Source organism: Pseudoalteromonas sp. MelDa3, assembly GCF_002863625.1.
GTDB classification, from domain to species: domain Bacteria; phylum Pseudomonadota; class Gammaproteobacteria; order Enterobacterales; family Alteromonadaceae; genus Pseudoalteromonas; species Pseudoalteromonas arctica.
Map to the genome: position 1 here is coordinate 1 of NZ_PJBR01000104.1, position 14,761 is coordinate 14,761.

15 protein-coding genes are annotated in these 14,761 nt (G+C 39.4%); 2 read left to right on the plus strand and 13 right to left on the minus strand.

From position 1 onward, the window contains the following. Positions 1-118 precede the first annotated feature (118 nt). Positions 119-664, minus strand: a complete 546-nt coding sequence (locus CXF89_RS16215) for a DUF7010 family protein (protein WP_121955180.1) — start codon at positions 662-664, stop codon at positions 119-121. A gap of 55 nt (positions 665-719) precedes the next feature. Then, the gene (locus tag CXF89_RS16220; protein ID WP_121955181.1) at positions 720-1,124 is read right to left on the minus strand and encodes a hypothetical protein; all 405 of its coding nucleotides are present in this window, start codon (positions 1,122-1,124) and stop codon (positions 720-722) included. Positions 1,125-1,392: 268 nt separating this feature from the next. On the opposite strand from CXF89_RS16220, the gene uvrA reads away from it, so the two are divergent. Beyond that, positions 1,393-3,945, plus strand: a complete 2,553-nt coding sequence (gene uvrA, locus CXF89_RS16225; RefSeq protein WP_121955182.1) for an excinuclease ABC subunit UvrA — start codon at positions 1,393-1,395, stop codon at positions 3,943-3,945. A gap of 120 nt (positions 3,946-4,065) precedes the next feature. Here the strand turns inward: uvrA and CXF89_RS16230 are convergent, their stop codons facing one another. Beyond that, a complete protein-coding gene (locus CXF89_RS16230; RefSeq protein WP_121955183.1) occupies positions 4,066-4,953 on the minus strand; it encodes a haloalkane dehalogenase in 888 nt (295 codons plus the stop codon). 180 nt (positions 4,954-5,133) lie between these two features. On the opposite strand from CXF89_RS16230, the gene CXF89_RS16235 reads away from it, so the two are divergent. Next, positions 5,134-5,646 (plus strand): MarR family winged helix-turn-helix transcriptional regulator, encoded by a 513-nt coding sequence (locus CXF89_RS16235; RefSeq protein ID WP_121955192.1) that lies wholly within the window; start codon positions 5,134-5,136, stop codon positions 5,644-5,646. A 72-nt stretch (positions 5,647-5,718) separates the two neighbouring features. Here CXF89_RS16235 and CXF89_RS16240 read toward each other — a convergent pair whose 3' ends face one another. From CXF89_RS16240 to CXF89_RS16285, 10 genes are all read right to left on the minus strand, one after another. After that, a complete protein-coding gene (locus CXF89_RS16240) occupies positions 5,719-6,210 on the minus strand; it encodes a DUF2798 domain-containing protein (protein WP_121955184.1) in 492 nt (163 codons plus the stop codon). 149 nt (positions 6,211-6,359) lie between these two features. Continuing rightward, entirely contained in the window at positions 6,360-6,608 is a 249-nt protein-coding gene (locus tag CXF89_RS16245) for a DUF4282 domain-containing protein (RefSeq protein WP_002960155.1), read from the minus strand. 77 nt (positions 6,609-6,685) lie between these two features. Further along, positions 6,686-7,255: a hypothetical protein gene (locus CXF89_RS16250; RefSeq protein WP_002960153.1), complete on the minus strand. Its 570-nt coding sequence runs from the start codon at positions 7,253-7,255 to the stop codon at positions 6,686-6,688. Position 7,256: 1 nt separating this feature from the next. Next, positions 7,257-8,474, minus strand: a complete 1,218-nt coding sequence (locus CXF89_RS16255) for a murein transglycosylase domain-containing protein (RefSeq protein WP_121955185.1) — start codon at positions 8,472-8,474, stop codon at positions 7,257-7,259. A gap of 19 nt (positions 8,475-8,493) precedes the next feature. Then, positions 8,494-9,207, minus strand: coding sequence for a hypothetical protein (locus CXF89_RS16260; protein ID WP_121955186.1), 714 nt, complete (start codon positions 9,205-9,207; stop codon positions 8,494-8,496). Next, a complete protein-coding gene (locus tag CXF89_RS16265; RefSeq protein WP_121955187.1) occupies positions 9,207-10,502 on the minus strand; it encodes a hypothetical protein in 1,296 nt (431 codons plus the stop codon). Before CXF89_RS16265 ends, CXF89_RS16260 begins: the two co-directional genes overlap by 1 nt. Before the next feature lie 9 nt (positions 10,503-10,511). Next, positions 10,512-11,879, minus strand: coding sequence for a hypothetical protein (locus CXF89_RS16270; RefSeq protein WP_121955188.1), 1,368 nt, complete (start codon positions 11,877-11,879; stop codon positions 10,512-10,514). Further along, positions 11,876-13,006: a hypothetical protein gene (locus CXF89_RS16275; RefSeq protein ID WP_121955189.1), complete on the minus strand. Its 1,131-nt coding sequence runs from the start codon at positions 13,004-13,006 to the stop codon at positions 11,876-11,878. Before CXF89_RS16275 ends, CXF89_RS16270 begins: the two co-directional genes overlap by 4 nt. Before the next feature lie 8 nt (positions 13,007-13,014). Continuing rightward, positions 13,015-13,917, minus strand: coding sequence for an LPP20 family lipoprotein (locus CXF89_RS16280; protein ID WP_121955190.1), 903 nt, complete (start codon positions 13,915-13,917; stop codon positions 13,015-13,017). After that, the gene (locus CXF89_RS16285; protein ID WP_121955191.1) at positions 13,917-14,639 is read right to left on the minus strand and encodes a hypothetical protein; all 723 of its coding nucleotides are present in this window, start codon (positions 14,637-14,639) and stop codon (positions 13,917-13,919) included. Before CXF89_RS16285 ends, CXF89_RS16280 begins: the two co-directional genes overlap by 1 nt. Positions 14,640-14,761: the final 122 nt, after the last annotated feature.

Here is a 14,761-nt window from a genome sequence, read left to right on the forward strand (position 1 = left end):
AAAGCCGACTAATGGATACATGCAATTTGCAGATACTCATACTTTAAAAAGCCTTTGCTATATATCAAGCTGAAGGGTAACTCCAACTGCACACTATTTTTGCGATTATAAGAGCTTATTATTCTGTTTTTAAAACCATACCTTTCGATTGGGCAAATATTACTAGCGCAAATACTATTTCGATTATCCCGCCAATAAAGGCGCCGATTACAAAATTGGCATTTAATACAATACACAACATGCCAGAAAACATAAGCGAAGCACCTAAAATCCAGTACACTTTCATGCCATATAAAGTGTTGAAAACTAAATAGCGAACACCAATTATCATCAGCATTATTGAATAAAACCATTCAGCTTGAAGTTTTGCTACGTAAAACGCTAAAAACAAACCAACAAATAAAATAATAGTGCTTTCTAAGGCCAATTTACCTAATGGGTTTTTAGGGTCATGATTGCCAGAGCGTTTAAGCGCTTTTGAAAGTAGCATGGCTAAAGGATGTATAAACATACCACCAAAAAACAAAGTAAGCATACTCGATTGATTTGAATGCAGTAATGCGACAAAGCCAGCTATACACCAAACTAAGCCAGACACTAATACACCGGTTCCACCACCGAAGTATGCGAGGTTCATATTTTGTTGCGCATCTTCAAACTTCATAAAAATCCTTAATTTTAGAAATATCCCTAATTTAATATTATCGCATCGTTATTAATTACAAATCGTTACTCGAATACACACTTAAAATAGGGAACTTACAATCGGCAAACGATACAGTTACCGATTGTGTTTCGTTGCCTTTAAAACCGAGTTTAAATTCCATTGGCATGAATCGGCTGCCGTCAGCAAAAAGTGCAAGTAAGTGCTCCTCACCTAATTCTCGATTGCCCGACGATAAGTTAGTTAGCGTTATAACAGCCCAGCGTTCGCCCTCTTCATTGCTCATTAATACATAATTAACGATTTTAAAATCCCCTTTTTTAGGGATTATGTTGCTATCGTTTGCAAACGATAAGTGCATGCTATTTGGTACTGCACGGTCAACATTTAGCGCTTTGATAGAGTCGGCTTGGGTTGCCCACGAAAGCACCAATAAAATGATCACTAAGGCTTTATTCACTGTTAGTTCCTTTTTATTACCTAGTAAAATACCTAGTAAATTACGTAACAAATTACATAACAATAACTGTTTAAATTATATTCGCATTCCATACCTATTATGTAAACAGACAATCATCGCAATTTTATCCAGCGCTTTGGCTGCGCCACTACAGACTAAGCGCTCATTCAGTGTGCTTGCGTTACTTTAGGGTAATAACGAGTGATAAGAGTAAATAATTCAAAGCTAACTTAAAGTAAAAAGCGCGATTAAACAGGAGTATAAACGTATGGCAAGCACACATAAAAACTCAACAATGGATTTATCTGATCCCAGTAATAGCATTAAAGTAAGAGGGGCACGCGTTCACAACTTGAAAAATGTAGACGTTGATTTACCTCGTAACGCATTGGTTGTTTTTACAGGAATATCGGGCTCTGGAAAATCGTCGCTTGCGTTTGGAACGCTGTTTGCTGAGTCGCAGCACCGTTATCTTGATTCAGTATCGCCTTACGCCCGTAGGTTAATAGATCAAGTTGATGAACCCGATGTTGATTCTATTGAAGGGCTACCACCTGCCGTTGCTTTGCAGCAGCAACGCGGCGCACCGTCGGTTCGCTCATCAGTTGGCAGCATAACAACTATTTCTAACGCGCTACGCATGCTTTACTCACGCGCAGGCGAATACCCCAAAGGGCAAGGCATACTTTACGCCGATGCGTTTTCGCCAAATACGCCACAAGGTGCGTGCCCAGAATGCTCAGGAATAGGCCGAGTGTTTGAAGTAACCGAAAAGCTACTTGTGCCAGACGATACAAAAACTATTCGCCAGCGCGCCATTGAAGCGTGGCCACCAGCATGGCAAGGTAAAAATTTAAGCCGAATTCTTACTTCCCTTGGATATAACATAGACACACCTTGGAACAAACTTTCTAAAAAAGCACGGGATTGGATTTTATTTACCGACGAAACACCTACTGTGCCGGTATACCCAGATTACACCTATGAGCAAACACAAAATGCGATAAAAAATAACGAAGATCCAAGCTACATGGGAACTTTTTCAAGCGCTAAACGCTTTGTTTTACAGTCTTTTGCTACTACCCAAAGCCCGCGTACAAAAAAGCGCGTGTCACAGTTTATGCAAATATCGCAGTGCCCTACCTGCCAAGGTAAAAAATTAAAACAAGCATCGTTAAGTGTTAAATTTGCAGGGCTCGATATTGGCGAGCTATCTCAACTTACACTAAACGAACTTGCTAAAAAATTAAGTAATGCCGCCAACACCAAAGTAAATAAAAATACAAAAAATCCAGAGCAAGCCATTGTTACGCAGCGCATTGCTAGCGACATTCTCACTCGTATTGAAGCACTAACCATGCTTGGTTTAGGGTACTTGTCGCTTGAGCGTACAACGCCAACGCTCTCACCCGGAGAACTACAACGATTGCGACTTGCCACACAAATTCGCTCTAAATTATTTGGGGTGGTTTACGTGCTAGATGAACCTTCAGCGGGTTTACACCCTGCCGACACTCAAGCATTACTAAAAGCGCTCGACGAGTTAATAGCGGCTGGCAATTCTGTATTTGTTGTTGAACACGATGTTAGCGTTGTTAAACATGCCGATTGGATTGTTGATGTAGGCCCTGATGCAGGTGTACATGGTGGCGACATTATTTACAGCGGCCCTGTTGAAGGGTTAAGAAAAATAAAAAATTCGCACACCGGTCGTCACCTTTTTGCTAAAAACGCCAGTCAAGAGTCTACTCAAAACAGCGCGCAAAAAAAGGAGCAAAGGCAGCCTAGTGCGTGGTTAAAATTGGCTGATATTGAGCGTAACAACCTTAAAAAACTCAATGCAGAATTTCCACTGGGTGTTATGACAACCGTTACTGGGGTTTCGGGCTCTGGTAAATCAAGCTTAGTAAGCCAAGCGTTAGTAGAGCTTGTTTACGAAGCGCTCGGGCAAAAAGTAATACCGGAAGCGCCAACCGACGAAGCCGACTTACTCGAACAAGAGCTGCAAACACACACCAGCGGAAAAATCATTGAAGGTATAAATAATATAAGCCGCCTGATTACCGTAAATCAAAAAGCGATTGGCCGTACCCCTCGTTCAAACTTAGCTACCTACACGGGTTTGTTTGATCATGTGCGTAAACTATTTGCTTCAACCCAAAAAGCAAAAGAGCGCCGTTACGATGCTGGGCGCTTTTCGTTTAATGTTGCTAAAGGTCGCTGTAAAAATTGTGAAGGCGTTGGCTTTGTGAGTATAGAGCTACTGTTTTTACCAAGCGTTTATTCACCTTGCCAAGTGTGTCATGGCAAACGTTATAACGAGCAAACACTTGAGGTTACATATCGTGATAAAAACATAAGCGATATCCTCAATTTAACGGTTGAAGCGGCGCATACCTTTTTTGAAAACGAACCTGCAATACTACGAGCGCTCGATGCACTTATGCAAGTAGGTCTTGGGTATTTGCGTTTAGGGCAACCTGCAACTGAGCTTTCTGGCGGTGAAGCGCAGCGTATTAAATTAGCAACCGAGCTGCAACGTGCCCAGCGCGGTAACACGCTTTATGTTCTTGATGAGCCAACTACAGGCCTGCATCCATCGGATGTATCAATGCTAATGTCGCAGTTAAATAAATTAGTAGATGCTGGCAATACCGTTATTATGGTTGAACACGATATGCAAGTAGCCCGAAATAGTGACTGGGTAATTGATGTAGGCCCTGGTGCTGGTGAAGAAGGCGGCTTAATTGTAGCGCAAGGTTCACCCGAAAAAGTGGCAAGCGTAAAGGCGAGTAAAACCGCACCCTTTTTACTGCAATAGTTAAAGGATGACGCTTTTAGTTGTATAAAAGCGTCATCTATATATGGTAGTTAACGCTGAAAATAACGGCTTGAGATAGATTAATTATCCAAAGTTCAGGTTTACTAATACATCCCGTTTTTATCTTGGTAACCAATCAAAAATAGCCTTACCTATTTCGTGCGGTGAATCCTCTTGAATATAGTGAATACCGCTTACGGTTACCTCAGTTAAATTTGGCCATGTACGCACAAAGTCTCTTGCGTAACCAACTAAAAAAGCACCCGGTTCAGCATTAATAAATAGCTTAGGAATATCGTGAGAGTTAGCTAAAAAACTCGCATAGCTTTTAACTAAAGCCACGGTATCGGCAGGCTCTCCAGCAATGGGCAGTTGGCGAGGCCCTGCTAAAATTGCACGGCGATCTTCCCCCGAATTAATAAAGGGTCTGCGATACTCATCATGCTCTGCCTGCGTTAATTTGCGTGCAATGGTCGCTGGTAATATTGTTTCAATAAAAAAGTTGTCATCAAGCACCATTTTTTCACCCTCAGCTGAGCGCATAGTGCCAATAGGGCCGTGCAAATCTTTAGGAAAATCGTCCCATGTTGGAAAGTCAGTAACAATTGCTTCCATAAACGCAATTGCTTTTACAGCATCACGATGTGTATTAGCCCAGTTAAAACCAACGCCTGAACCCCAATCGTGCAGCACCAAGGTAACGTTATTATTTACACCCAACGCTTCTAAAAGTGCAAATGTGTATTTGCTGTTTTCAGCAAGTGAGTAGCTGCCCTCATGGGTGTTATCTAACTTTTGCGAATCTCCTAATCCAATCATATCGATAGCAATTAAACGCCCTTTTCCTTGCAAATAGGGCATAACGTTTCGCCAAAGGAAGCTAGATGTAGGGTTACCATGTAAAAATACAATAGGATCACCTTCGCCTTCATCTATATAAGCCATTTTTTTATCTAATACAGTTTTAAACTTTTTTGCATAACGTAATGTTTCTGAATCATTCTTCATTTAATTATATCGCTTTATTTAACTGATGAGCTGGCGGTAAATCCTCGCTCATCTAATTTGTGTAATATTCGAAGTAGATTAACTAATTTCGAGTTAATATACATGACTGAGTCACACAATAAATGAGCGCGCTTAATTTGTCACTATATTTATATGATCGAATCACATATAATTAAATTTATGAAAAATGAAAAATATATATCAAATTTAATCGGCACGTTTGCTACTTCTGTTTCTAATGACATTGAAAAACAGATTGCCGAATTAGGCGGGCGAAGCCTAAGCCACGAAGCGGCACTGGTCACTATTTACAATCATCCTAATGAAACCATTGATGTACTAAGCAAGGTTTTAGGCTTAACGCATTCTGGTGCAGTTAGATTAATAAATACACTTGAAAAAGAAGAACTTGTAGAAAGGCGAAAGTCAGTAAAAGATGCCCGCTCTGTTGTTTTATGCGTAACGGATAAAGGCAGACAAAGAGTTGAACTAGTACTAGGCAGCAGAGAAACAGCCACCTCTAAAATACTAAACAACTTTAATGATGAACAAAAACAAAGCTTTTTAAGTTTGATAGAAATAGCACTTGGCAGCCTAACAACCGAGCAGGTAGAAGCACGTAAAATATGCAAATTATGTAACGAAGGTGTATGCCGTAAACAAGGCTGCCCGGTAGAAAACTCAATTAAGTAACTAATTACTTCATGCATCTGCCCACTATAAACGTATTAAATTATTTGCTTTAATACGTTAGCGCTCAAAGTGTTAGCTTTTTAAAAAGCGTTCTATTTTAGGTTTTACCGTAACCGACATTATCAGCATTATAGTTAAACCTATTGGTAATGCGGCTAATAATCCTTCAGCCCATCCAGTTACAAATACACGCATATCTGCATAGCCAATATTATTAGTAGCGGTAACAAACGCCATCACAGACTCCATTATCAGCGCCATAAAAACACTAATAACTAAATTACGTTTTAGCTCGCTACTAGTAGGCAATAACTTATTAACTAGCTTATGCATTAAGGTCATCATTACAAAACCAACAGGCGCCATAACCAATACTACACTTATAAATGAGGTAAACCAGTCGGCATAAAAATGCTCTGTAACACCCACATTCACATAAGTCATAATGCCAGTTAGAGTACCGCCAATTAAGGTAATAATACTCACCATAACCAGTATTTTATAAATTACAGGTGTTTTTTTAGGCTCAACCATTACTGGGTTTGCTGATACGGGTGTACTCATTTTTGGGCATGCCTTAAGCGTTAAATAGATGACAAAGTCAACTATAATAAATTAATTGATAATATCAACTACTTTAAATTGGTTGGACCGCCTAAGATTAAAAGTAGTGGTAGCAATCGATGCAACCACTACTTTATGAGTATTTAAATTTATTCTGATTTATTAGCTATTTTTTGAAGATTCTCATGAATTTTAAATAATACAATCAATAGCTCACACCAGATGCGCGCACCAATTGCCCCACCAACAATTATGGCCAAACCACTAATGAAACCACCACCATACTTAGCAAACATTGTTGTTACACCTGAGATCAAAGTACCTATTAAAATTAACCAGTAAACGAATGTAATTATTTTTGGGGTTAACATTGAATCAAAAAAGAATATATCTTTCATTTTAGTCCTTTATAACTCCGTTTAAGAATACTAGTTTAGCGGAGTTAGAAACTAAACTAGTAATATAGAATTTTTTATTACTTATTTAAACTATCTAGCTCTTTTTCAAGATCTTTCATCGCTTTTTGGGCTTTAAACTCTTCGTAAAGCGCTTCGCGTGAACTAGGATCTAGACGCTTACCAGATTGAGCTACTAGGTTATTAAATGTTTCTTGTGTATTGCTCATTACAACGAATGTACAAAGTTGCTTTACCCCGTCTAATTTAGCAAATGCAACTTCTTGTGGCACTGCACCCACAAGGCTTTGCTGTGCAACTTGCTTACTTACTTGCTCAAAAGTTCCACCAACGTTTAGCTCATCATTACTTTGTGCTTTACGTTGGTATAGCTTGTCCATAACGCTTGCTTTAACCTGTATTTGCTGAGATAAATCGGCGCGAGCAGCTGCAATTGCTTGTGCTCTGTCGGTTGACATACTGCCTGACCAAGGTACGCATGACGACGATGCTAAACCTTTATCAGACACAGGTAATAACACCCAACTTGGTACTGAATCATTTTTTGCTAACGGCTCCGACTGTGTTTTTTCAGTGCTTGAACACGCACCTAATGCTAAAGCGGCTATTAGAGGTAATAACTTTTTCATTTTAAATTCCTTTCAATTGCTTTTGATAATAAGCGGTGCGTTTTACCACTTTTTGTAAATAGTTACGGGTTTCTTGCGCAGGTAAATTGTTAACCATTAGGGTGTAAACCTTCTCAGCTGACATTGCATTAGCTGCAATACTTGCTTGGTTCAGTGATTTAGAGCCACTCAGCGTTTTGGCTACGTTACCTGGGCCAGTATTATAAGCGGCAATACTCATGTAAATTCTTGATTGCACATTACGTACATTTTTAAAGTAACGATTACTTAAAATATGCACATAAGTGCTGCCTGCTTCTACGTTATTATCAGCCTGAAATAAGTACTCAGGGCTAAGTAATAGCGGTTTACCTTGCAAAAAATTGCTCACATCTTTACCCGCTGAAGTAGGCACTATTTGCATTAAACCAAAAGCAGGAATTGGCGAGCGTGCAAGCGGATTAAAACTCGATTCGGTATGTATAATTGCCAATAACAGTGCGGGATCTAAGTTATAACGCTTGGCTTGCTGTTGGACTTCTGGTAGATAACGTTTTGCTTGGTTCGAAAGTGTATTATCGGGCAATTTATAGCTAATTGTTACTCTGTCTTTTTGTTTAGTTATTACAGGTGCCTTTGCAGTGAGCACCTCTTTTACAATCTCTGTAGAGAGCACCGTTTGCTCGACTATTTTTTTAGCTTGAGTCGTTGTTGGTGACTTACTTTGCTCAACTTTTTTATTTAAAGGCTTACCCGTTGAGGTAAAGTTTTTGCTGTTTATTGTGTTATTTGCCGCAATATAAACGGGATCATTTGAAAGTGTTTTATTTACCGTTACTTGTGAAAGCTCATTTAATTGCTGCTTTGCATATTCAACTGCTTGCTCGTCGTTTTGGCTGTTTAATAACTCAACAACGACTTCACCACTTTCGAAATTTACACTCGTGCGTTTATTTAGATCATCACTGTATTTAACCCACACTGTTGAGCTTGGCAGATTTGGATCTTGCCACTTTTGGGTTACTTGTTCTAAATATGCATTTTGCGCATTATGCCAAGCACTTACAAACGCTTCAAATTCTTGCTTTTGCTGTTGTTCGTACTGACTAAACTCACTTTGACGCTTTTTTAAAAAAGCCTCAAATTCGGCTTCTTCACTTGTTTGAGCTAAGCTATTTAAGCTCATAGTTAAACAAGCTAAAGCGCTAATTTTTAGTAGTATTTTAACTTTTGAGTGCATTTTTTATATCCCTATAAAATTAAAAATAACTACTTAAATCATCAGCAGATAGATTATCAAACTCAGTTTGAGCAGCTAAGTTTAAATGCTTACAGTCTATGCTTTCACATCGCCGGGTTAACGAAATTACTTGCTTATAGCGCTTATTAACAAACCAGGTTTGTGCAACTGAGGCTCTCGCTTCGTCGAGTTTTAGCTCACTCGCTTTTAAATATTTATCGAGATAGCTTAAACGTTGCTCCTCTGGCGATTGATCCGCTGCTAATGCTACTGCATCAGACATCGTTGTAGGGTGATTCAATGCAACTTGCAATAAAGGGCGTAAGTTTGCTTTATCTTTTTGGCTACCAACTTGCCAAGCCGCTCTAATGGCAAGTCCAGCTTCGTTAATATCTTGCGCGGCAGGTGTTACAACACCAGTACAAGTTAACCATTCTCGCTGTTTTTCTTGCTCATAGTCCGTAATTTCAGCGTCAATAAAGCTTACCGACTCTGGCAAAGTAATATTGAGCTTATTAGCTAAAGTATTTTTAATAATACGACGATCAGGCAAGGTCAATGCATTTCGACATGCCTGCTCAAGCGCATTTTTTGCACTCGATTTTAACGCCATTACTCGGGCGTATTGACCATTAGCCTGACTTTTAAAAAAAGCAGTTTGTTGTTCAATGGTTTGCTCTGAGTCGAAAGTGGCCGAAGCCACCAACGAAAGCGCTAAAATAGGTGCTAGCATTAAAGTTCCTTTTCGCTCGCTACTTTACCTGATGCACCTTGGGGGTTAGCCGCTTTTTCGTTTAACCCACCGTGTGCTTTTATTTTGTGGCCGTAGTGACTTACACCGTTAACAGTTTGGCCATTATTACCTTCCATCTCTTTAGCTGCTTTGCGTGCCGTTGCCTCTAAGCTTGGCGCATAAACAGCTACGCTGTACTGCCAAAATCCATCATCACTTGCAAAACTTTTAACACTTACACCAGGTGGTAATTTACCTTTTGCAACGGTTGAATACTCGTCAGATGTTTTTAATTGATTTAAAAACGTACTGCGATCTTCTTCAAGAATTTCTACTTGTTGCGGATCATTTAAGTATGGGTCATCGTACTCAAACTGTTTAGTACCTTCCATTTGCTTTTCGTCAAAACTACCTTGCCAATACACTTTTTCACCTTGAATAGTGGCAAGCAACGCAGAACGCGCACGTGTTTGCGATTGCGATTTAGCAACGCCTTTAAGCTTACGAGCAACATTGCTGTTTCTATTTTGACGTGCAATTGCAGAGCCATAACCTAAAACGATAACTTCGCCAGTATCAGCGTTAGTAAGTACTTTGGCGCCAACCGGTGGTAAAACACCACTTTTAACATCACTGATTACTTGTTGGAAAATTACATTCGGTTCAGTAGTTACCGCTACGGCACCACGATTACCTTTAATTTGTGAACGTGTTTTAGGCGTTGAAATTAAGCTTACACGTACGCCTTTATCATCAATGTTGTCGTAAACGTCATAAGTAACAAAGCCCGCTAACGAACCCGATACAGACTCTTTACACGCCTCCATCATATTAGTTTGTTCGTTTGCCGTACCTTCAACGCCCGTATCAATAACATCCATTCTTGCAGACACTACATTGCTACATTGATGTTCAACACCTTTCATATTTTCAATTAATTGTTTTTTCGCAATTAAATAAGCTTGATTATAAGCACCGCGTTTAGACAGCAAAGTCGCATTCATATTTTCGTAGGTGTTATAACTAGCACTACCAATAGATAAAATACCGGTGCCACTACCAACTTGAATCATTTTAATACCGTCTTCGTTGTCATCCATCAGTGCCTGATGAGCAACAGCAACTGCAACGCTTGTATCTTTTGCAACCACTACATCGCCAGAAACTTCGGCTTGTTCAGCACCCACTACTTGCGCGCCTGGGCGAGCAGGTATCATATCTGTTAAGCTAAATTCTTCCTCTGCGATTGCAGGCATAGCTAAAACCATTGCTAATGTTAATATTTTTAATTTCATCATCTATCCTTATTTGTACCTGAGTGTAAAGTCGTCTTCGACTGTAATTTTTGAAAGGCTTTTTGCTGTTATTGTCATTAACGCCTGATCAAGCGCATGAGCAAGTTCCCCGGTGCTACCTTTAAATCTCAGGCTTGCTACGGTATATTTTTGCTGTTTATGTATAGATATATCGCTTACGCCACCTAACGTACTTAACACATCATGCAATTTTTCTGGTTGCGTTAGCTTATTGCTTGGCAACATGACTTCACGAACCAAGCCCCCTCTTGCAACTACTTGAGTAAATGCATTATTAAGGGCTTTATGAAGCGCTTTTGATTGTGACTCGCTCGCCAAATGTACTGCCATTAAATCTTTTTCTACGTAAGGAGCATTAGGCAACGACATAAATGAAGGATCGTTTTTCCACTGACCATAAATGTTTCCAGCTAAATCTCTAACGTCAGCACTTAAATAAAGTTGTCTGTTGTTAGCGCGCTTAATCACTTCAGATTTTGCATAAATAACTAAACTAGCCGCGTTACCAACTTCAATTCCTTGCTCGTTTAACCAAACTTTTAGTTCTGTTTTTAATGGTTCAGGCGCAATAACTTGCACTCTAGGTGAACCAATCATGCTCAGTAATTTAGATGCTTTTTGAATAAGTGGTGCTTTTTCTACAACAGCCATAACGGTGACTTCCACACCACCATTTTGCAGTTCTCTGGTTTGCAGGGTTTGCCATTCTTTCACAAGCCCTTCACTATGACTCGAAAGCTGTTGCCCTATTAACTCTTGTATGTTTGTTGATTCGTTACCGTCAACAATATTCATACTTGTACTTGATGATTGCGTATGCTGCTGAGTAAGCCACACACCTACAACTTGCGATACAGCACGTTGCAAAGCATCTTGTTCTGCAATCGTCAGTGCTGTTTTACCTTCTTTTTTCCAGCCTTGGCCTATTACTGTCACACTAATATTTTGAGTGGTTTGTTGCCAGCTTTGCTCTTGCGGCTCTCCTAACTCTTGCGGGTTAAGGCTTACAGTCATGCATGTGTCGTTACCACTGAGTGTAGGCGTTGAGTAATTTAAAGGAACGGCACCAGCACTCAAACCTTCCATCATCATAGTCCGTTGTTGCTCATATAAGCTGGCGGCATCATTATCTAAACTTGTTGTTAAATGTTGCTGCGCACTTTGGGTTGTTAGGCTTTTATTACCTTTAATAAAACTTATAAGCTCAGCACTAGCCTGGGTTTTTGCACCCGAAATAGCCGTACTACCTCGTCCATATGCACATGCCTGTGTTTGTAGCGTACCATCAGACAATACATCCACTTGAGCTTGCGCACTCAAGGAACATAATGCTAATAAACCAAGCTTTTTGATCATGTACGGCTCTCCAAAAAGTCAGCGGGAGTACCGACCGATACAGCAAATATTTTTGTACCATTTGACGGTCGATAAATACCATTTTCAGCTTTGTTTTTAACATCATCTGCTACATCGGAGTCTTTCCAACGAATAATTTCACCATTTGCACTACTACGCGAAGGGTTAACATTCGCAACGCCAATCGGTTCAACAAATCCTGCCTCATAGCTAAAAACTATCATTGTTTCGTTAGGAAGTACGCCTGCATTTTGACCTCTATCTAAACTAATTTTGTTCCCTTTAATACCTAAAACTTGCGCTGTGGCAGGCATTTCACTCAACATACGGGTAAGCAAAATATCAATACCACGCGATCCCATATCGCTGAGTACTGCATTTACATGAGCACTTTGATCAAAGTGAAAACCTGCGACGTAGCGTCCGCTTACAGTCGTAAATTTTAACTCCGAGCGATCACGTACATCTTCAGATTTAACGCGAATCTTTCCTAAATTAGGATGCGATAGCTTTTCACGTGTTTGCGGATTTATCACACCGGTTGTTAGCTCTAATGTGTAATCGGCCCAATCTGTAATCGCGCCTTCAGTTTTTAGTGTTCTTAATGAATCAATTTTTACCACAAAATCGGGGATTAATGCTTTAACTTCGGCACGTTTGGCCGCTGTTTTTACGCCTTGCTGTTGTAAAATTAATTGTTGTTCCTTTGAAATAGCATCATCATCACGCGTTACTATTCTAAAGCGATTAATTCCTGCAAATTGATTTTCGAGCATTAGCAATAAGTTTTGGTTGTCAAACTCGCGCATAGCATCAACACCAATACCACTGCCATTTACACCAGCTAAATCAAAGTACATGCGTACAATTGGTTTTTTAAGCGGACAACTATCTGTTTCTGTATTTGCATCAAACGTGCAACGCTCTAAACCTTGGGTATCAAAATATGCAGGCATAGCTATATCCGCGTCATTAAATATATAAGCACTTTTGGCTATTACGGTATTCGAGGCGTTGTTACTAACCAACCCTGATTGTGTAGCACTTCCTTGTTTAGGTGAAGAGTTACAACCTGCTAATAAGGCGAGTGTAAATGCTGATAGAGTTAAGTTTTTTATTAATTTCATTACCATTCCTAAATATCGAACAGCCACTGACTAGCAGGCGCTTTAAGTTGTTGTATTAAATTGTTAATCGCTTTTTGTTTTGCATTTTCTTGTGTCGTGGCACTTTCCTGCGCAAAAAGATCCTGTTGTAGTAATACTTTGAAAGGACTTGAACTTCGCGTAAGCGCTAGAGTTAAAATAACTTTGGCTGAATAATTATTATTAGATTTGGCGTACTGCCAACGTATTTGGGGACGCATCCATAAACGTGTATCGCCGCTATGTGGGAGTGCATTATTTAGTGCTGATTTAATTTCGCTAATATTATTAGCACCGATCACATCACAAGAAACAGCATTTAATGCTTTTGCTTGCTCATTCAATAAATTATTTAAAGTCGATTGAATTAATAGCTTAGGCCCAGAAAGGAGCTCTAATACTGCTAGCTTTTTTGCCGCAACATCAAGACCTCCACTATTTTTAAGTGCCCAAATGAAACGCTGTTCGTTGTCATTTTTTGGCGCAGAGATACGAGAAAGATTTAATAAATCAGATTTTAGGTTTTTAACTAAAGCCGATTTTTTAACTCCCATTTTTAAAGCAAATAAGTTATTTTGCTCAAGCGTATTTAACTCCTCTAGTCCAGTTAATGTAAACGGTAAACTAGTTAAGGTTGTTGCTTGTTCAAAATAATTGCTTGCTTGGTTGTCCTGCTTTATGAGCTTTTGTAATTGCTGCGTACTTACATCAACGCTTAGTTGAGTAGTAATATCGGCTATAGCCGCTTGCTTTGCAGCTAAGCGACTCTCACCAATCCCAACCGCAGTAATATATTCATCACTTTTTTGCGGTTGAGTTACCCAATCTGGCCAGTTTTGAGCTGAGCAGCTAAAAGCACATGCTATAAAAAAAGCAAAAATGCTTGTTTTCATTAACCTTTCGCTTCTTGCTCAAGTTGTAACTCATTTATTGCAGTAATTGTGGCTTGCTCAAGTTCTATAATTTCGTTTGCTTCAAGCGCTAACGCAAGTTGATCTTTTGCTTTAATAAGAGCTGTGCCTATATCTTTAGGATCCTCTTCTTGCTCAGCATTCTCTTCATCGCTTGAAAGCCATGAATTGACAAGATTTCCACCCATTTTTAAAGCTGTTACTTTGGCTATGACAGTGCTGTGCTGGCTTAAAATATAAGCAGATTTAGCAATCTCTACCGTTAAATCAGTCGCAAGTTCAACATTTTGCTGATAAATACCTTCGTTCGCTAAGTTATAAGCTGCTATTTTATAACCAATTTCTTCATCTTTATTCTTTGCTCCTGCGTCAAACTCTTCGATTGCAGCTTGAAGTTGCTCTGGTGTCGACTTTTGATGGGCATATAAAAAGGCTTGTACATCACGGTAGTTATCAGTTTGAGTGCGGTATTCACCCATAACTTTTCGTTGACGCTCAAGGATAATAGCTGACATATTTAAAAATTCGTCAATACCTACCTGTACAGCCACCGGGTGAAAATAACCAAGTGTATCCATTCGAGTAGTCAACTCAGCAACTGCAGTATTGCGGTCTAAATTAGCAGAAGTACTAGTATCGGTTGTTGAAACACAACCAGTAAAAAGAGGTACGAAAATAAGTGCGGATAGAATAGCTTTTTTCATGAGGTAATTCCCTATACATTAAAAAGGCAAGAAAGCACAAAGCTAAGCAGTTGACTTGATTCATTCTTCCTTGAATATGAGATTAGAATTACCGAATTTGTAAAAAAATGCAACACGGAAAA

Bases quoted from the DNA above. Each gene is read 5' to 3' on its own strand.
- CXF89_RS16215 (WP_121955180.1), bottom strand. From the start codon at position 664: ATGAAGTTTGAAGATGCGCAACAAAATATGAACCTCGCATACTTCGGT.
- uvrA (WP_121955182.1), top strand. From the start codon at position 1,393: ATGGCAAGCACACATAAAAACTCAACAATGGATTTATCTGATCCCAGT.
- CXF89_RS16230 (WP_121955183.1), bottom strand. From the start codon at position 4,953: ATGAAGAATGATTCAGAAACATTACGTTATGCAAAAAAGTTTAAAACT.
- CXF89_RS16235 (WP_121955192.1), top strand. From the start codon at position 5,134: ATGAAAAATGAAAAATATATATCAAATTTAATCGGCACGTTTGCTACT.
- CXF89_RS16240 (WP_121955184.1), bottom strand. From the start codon at position 6,210: ATGAGTACACCCGTATCAGCAAACCCAGTAATGGTTGAGCCTAAAAAA.
- CXF89_RS16245 (WP_002960155.1), bottom strand. From the start codon at position 6,608: ATGAAAGATATATTCTTTTTTGATTCAATGTTAACCCCAAAAATAATT.
- CXF89_RS16250 (WP_002960153.1), bottom strand. From the start codon at position 7,255: ATGAAAAAGTTATTACCTCTAATAGCCGCTTTAGCATTAGGTGCGTGT.
- CXF89_RS16255 (WP_121955185.1), bottom strand. From the start codon at position 8,474: ATGCACTCAAAAGTTAAAATACTACTAAAAATTAGCGCTTTAGCTTGT.
- CXF89_RS16260 (WP_121955186.1), bottom strand. From the start codon at position 9,207: ATGCTAGCACCTATTTTAGCGCTTTCGTTGGTGGCTTCGGCCACTTTC.
- CXF89_RS16265 (WP_121955187.1), bottom strand. From the start codon at position 10,502: ATGAAATTAAAAATATTAACATTAGCAATGGTTTTAGCTATGCCTGCA.
- CXF89_RS16270 (WP_121955188.1), bottom strand. From the start codon at position 11,879: ATGATCAAAAAGCTTGGTTTATTAGCATTATGTTCCTTGAGTGCGCAA.
- CXF89_RS16275 (WP_121955189.1), bottom strand. From the start codon at position 13,006: ATGAAATTAATAAAAAACTTAACTCTATCAGCATTTACACTCGCCTTA.
- CXF89_RS16280 (WP_121955190.1), bottom strand. From the start codon at position 13,917: ATGAAAACAAGCATTTTTGCTTTTTTTATAGCATGTGCTTTTAGCTGC.
- CXF89_RS16285 (WP_121955191.1), bottom strand. From the start codon at position 14,639: ATGAAAAAAGCTATTCTATCCGCACTTATTTTCGTACCTCTTTTTACT.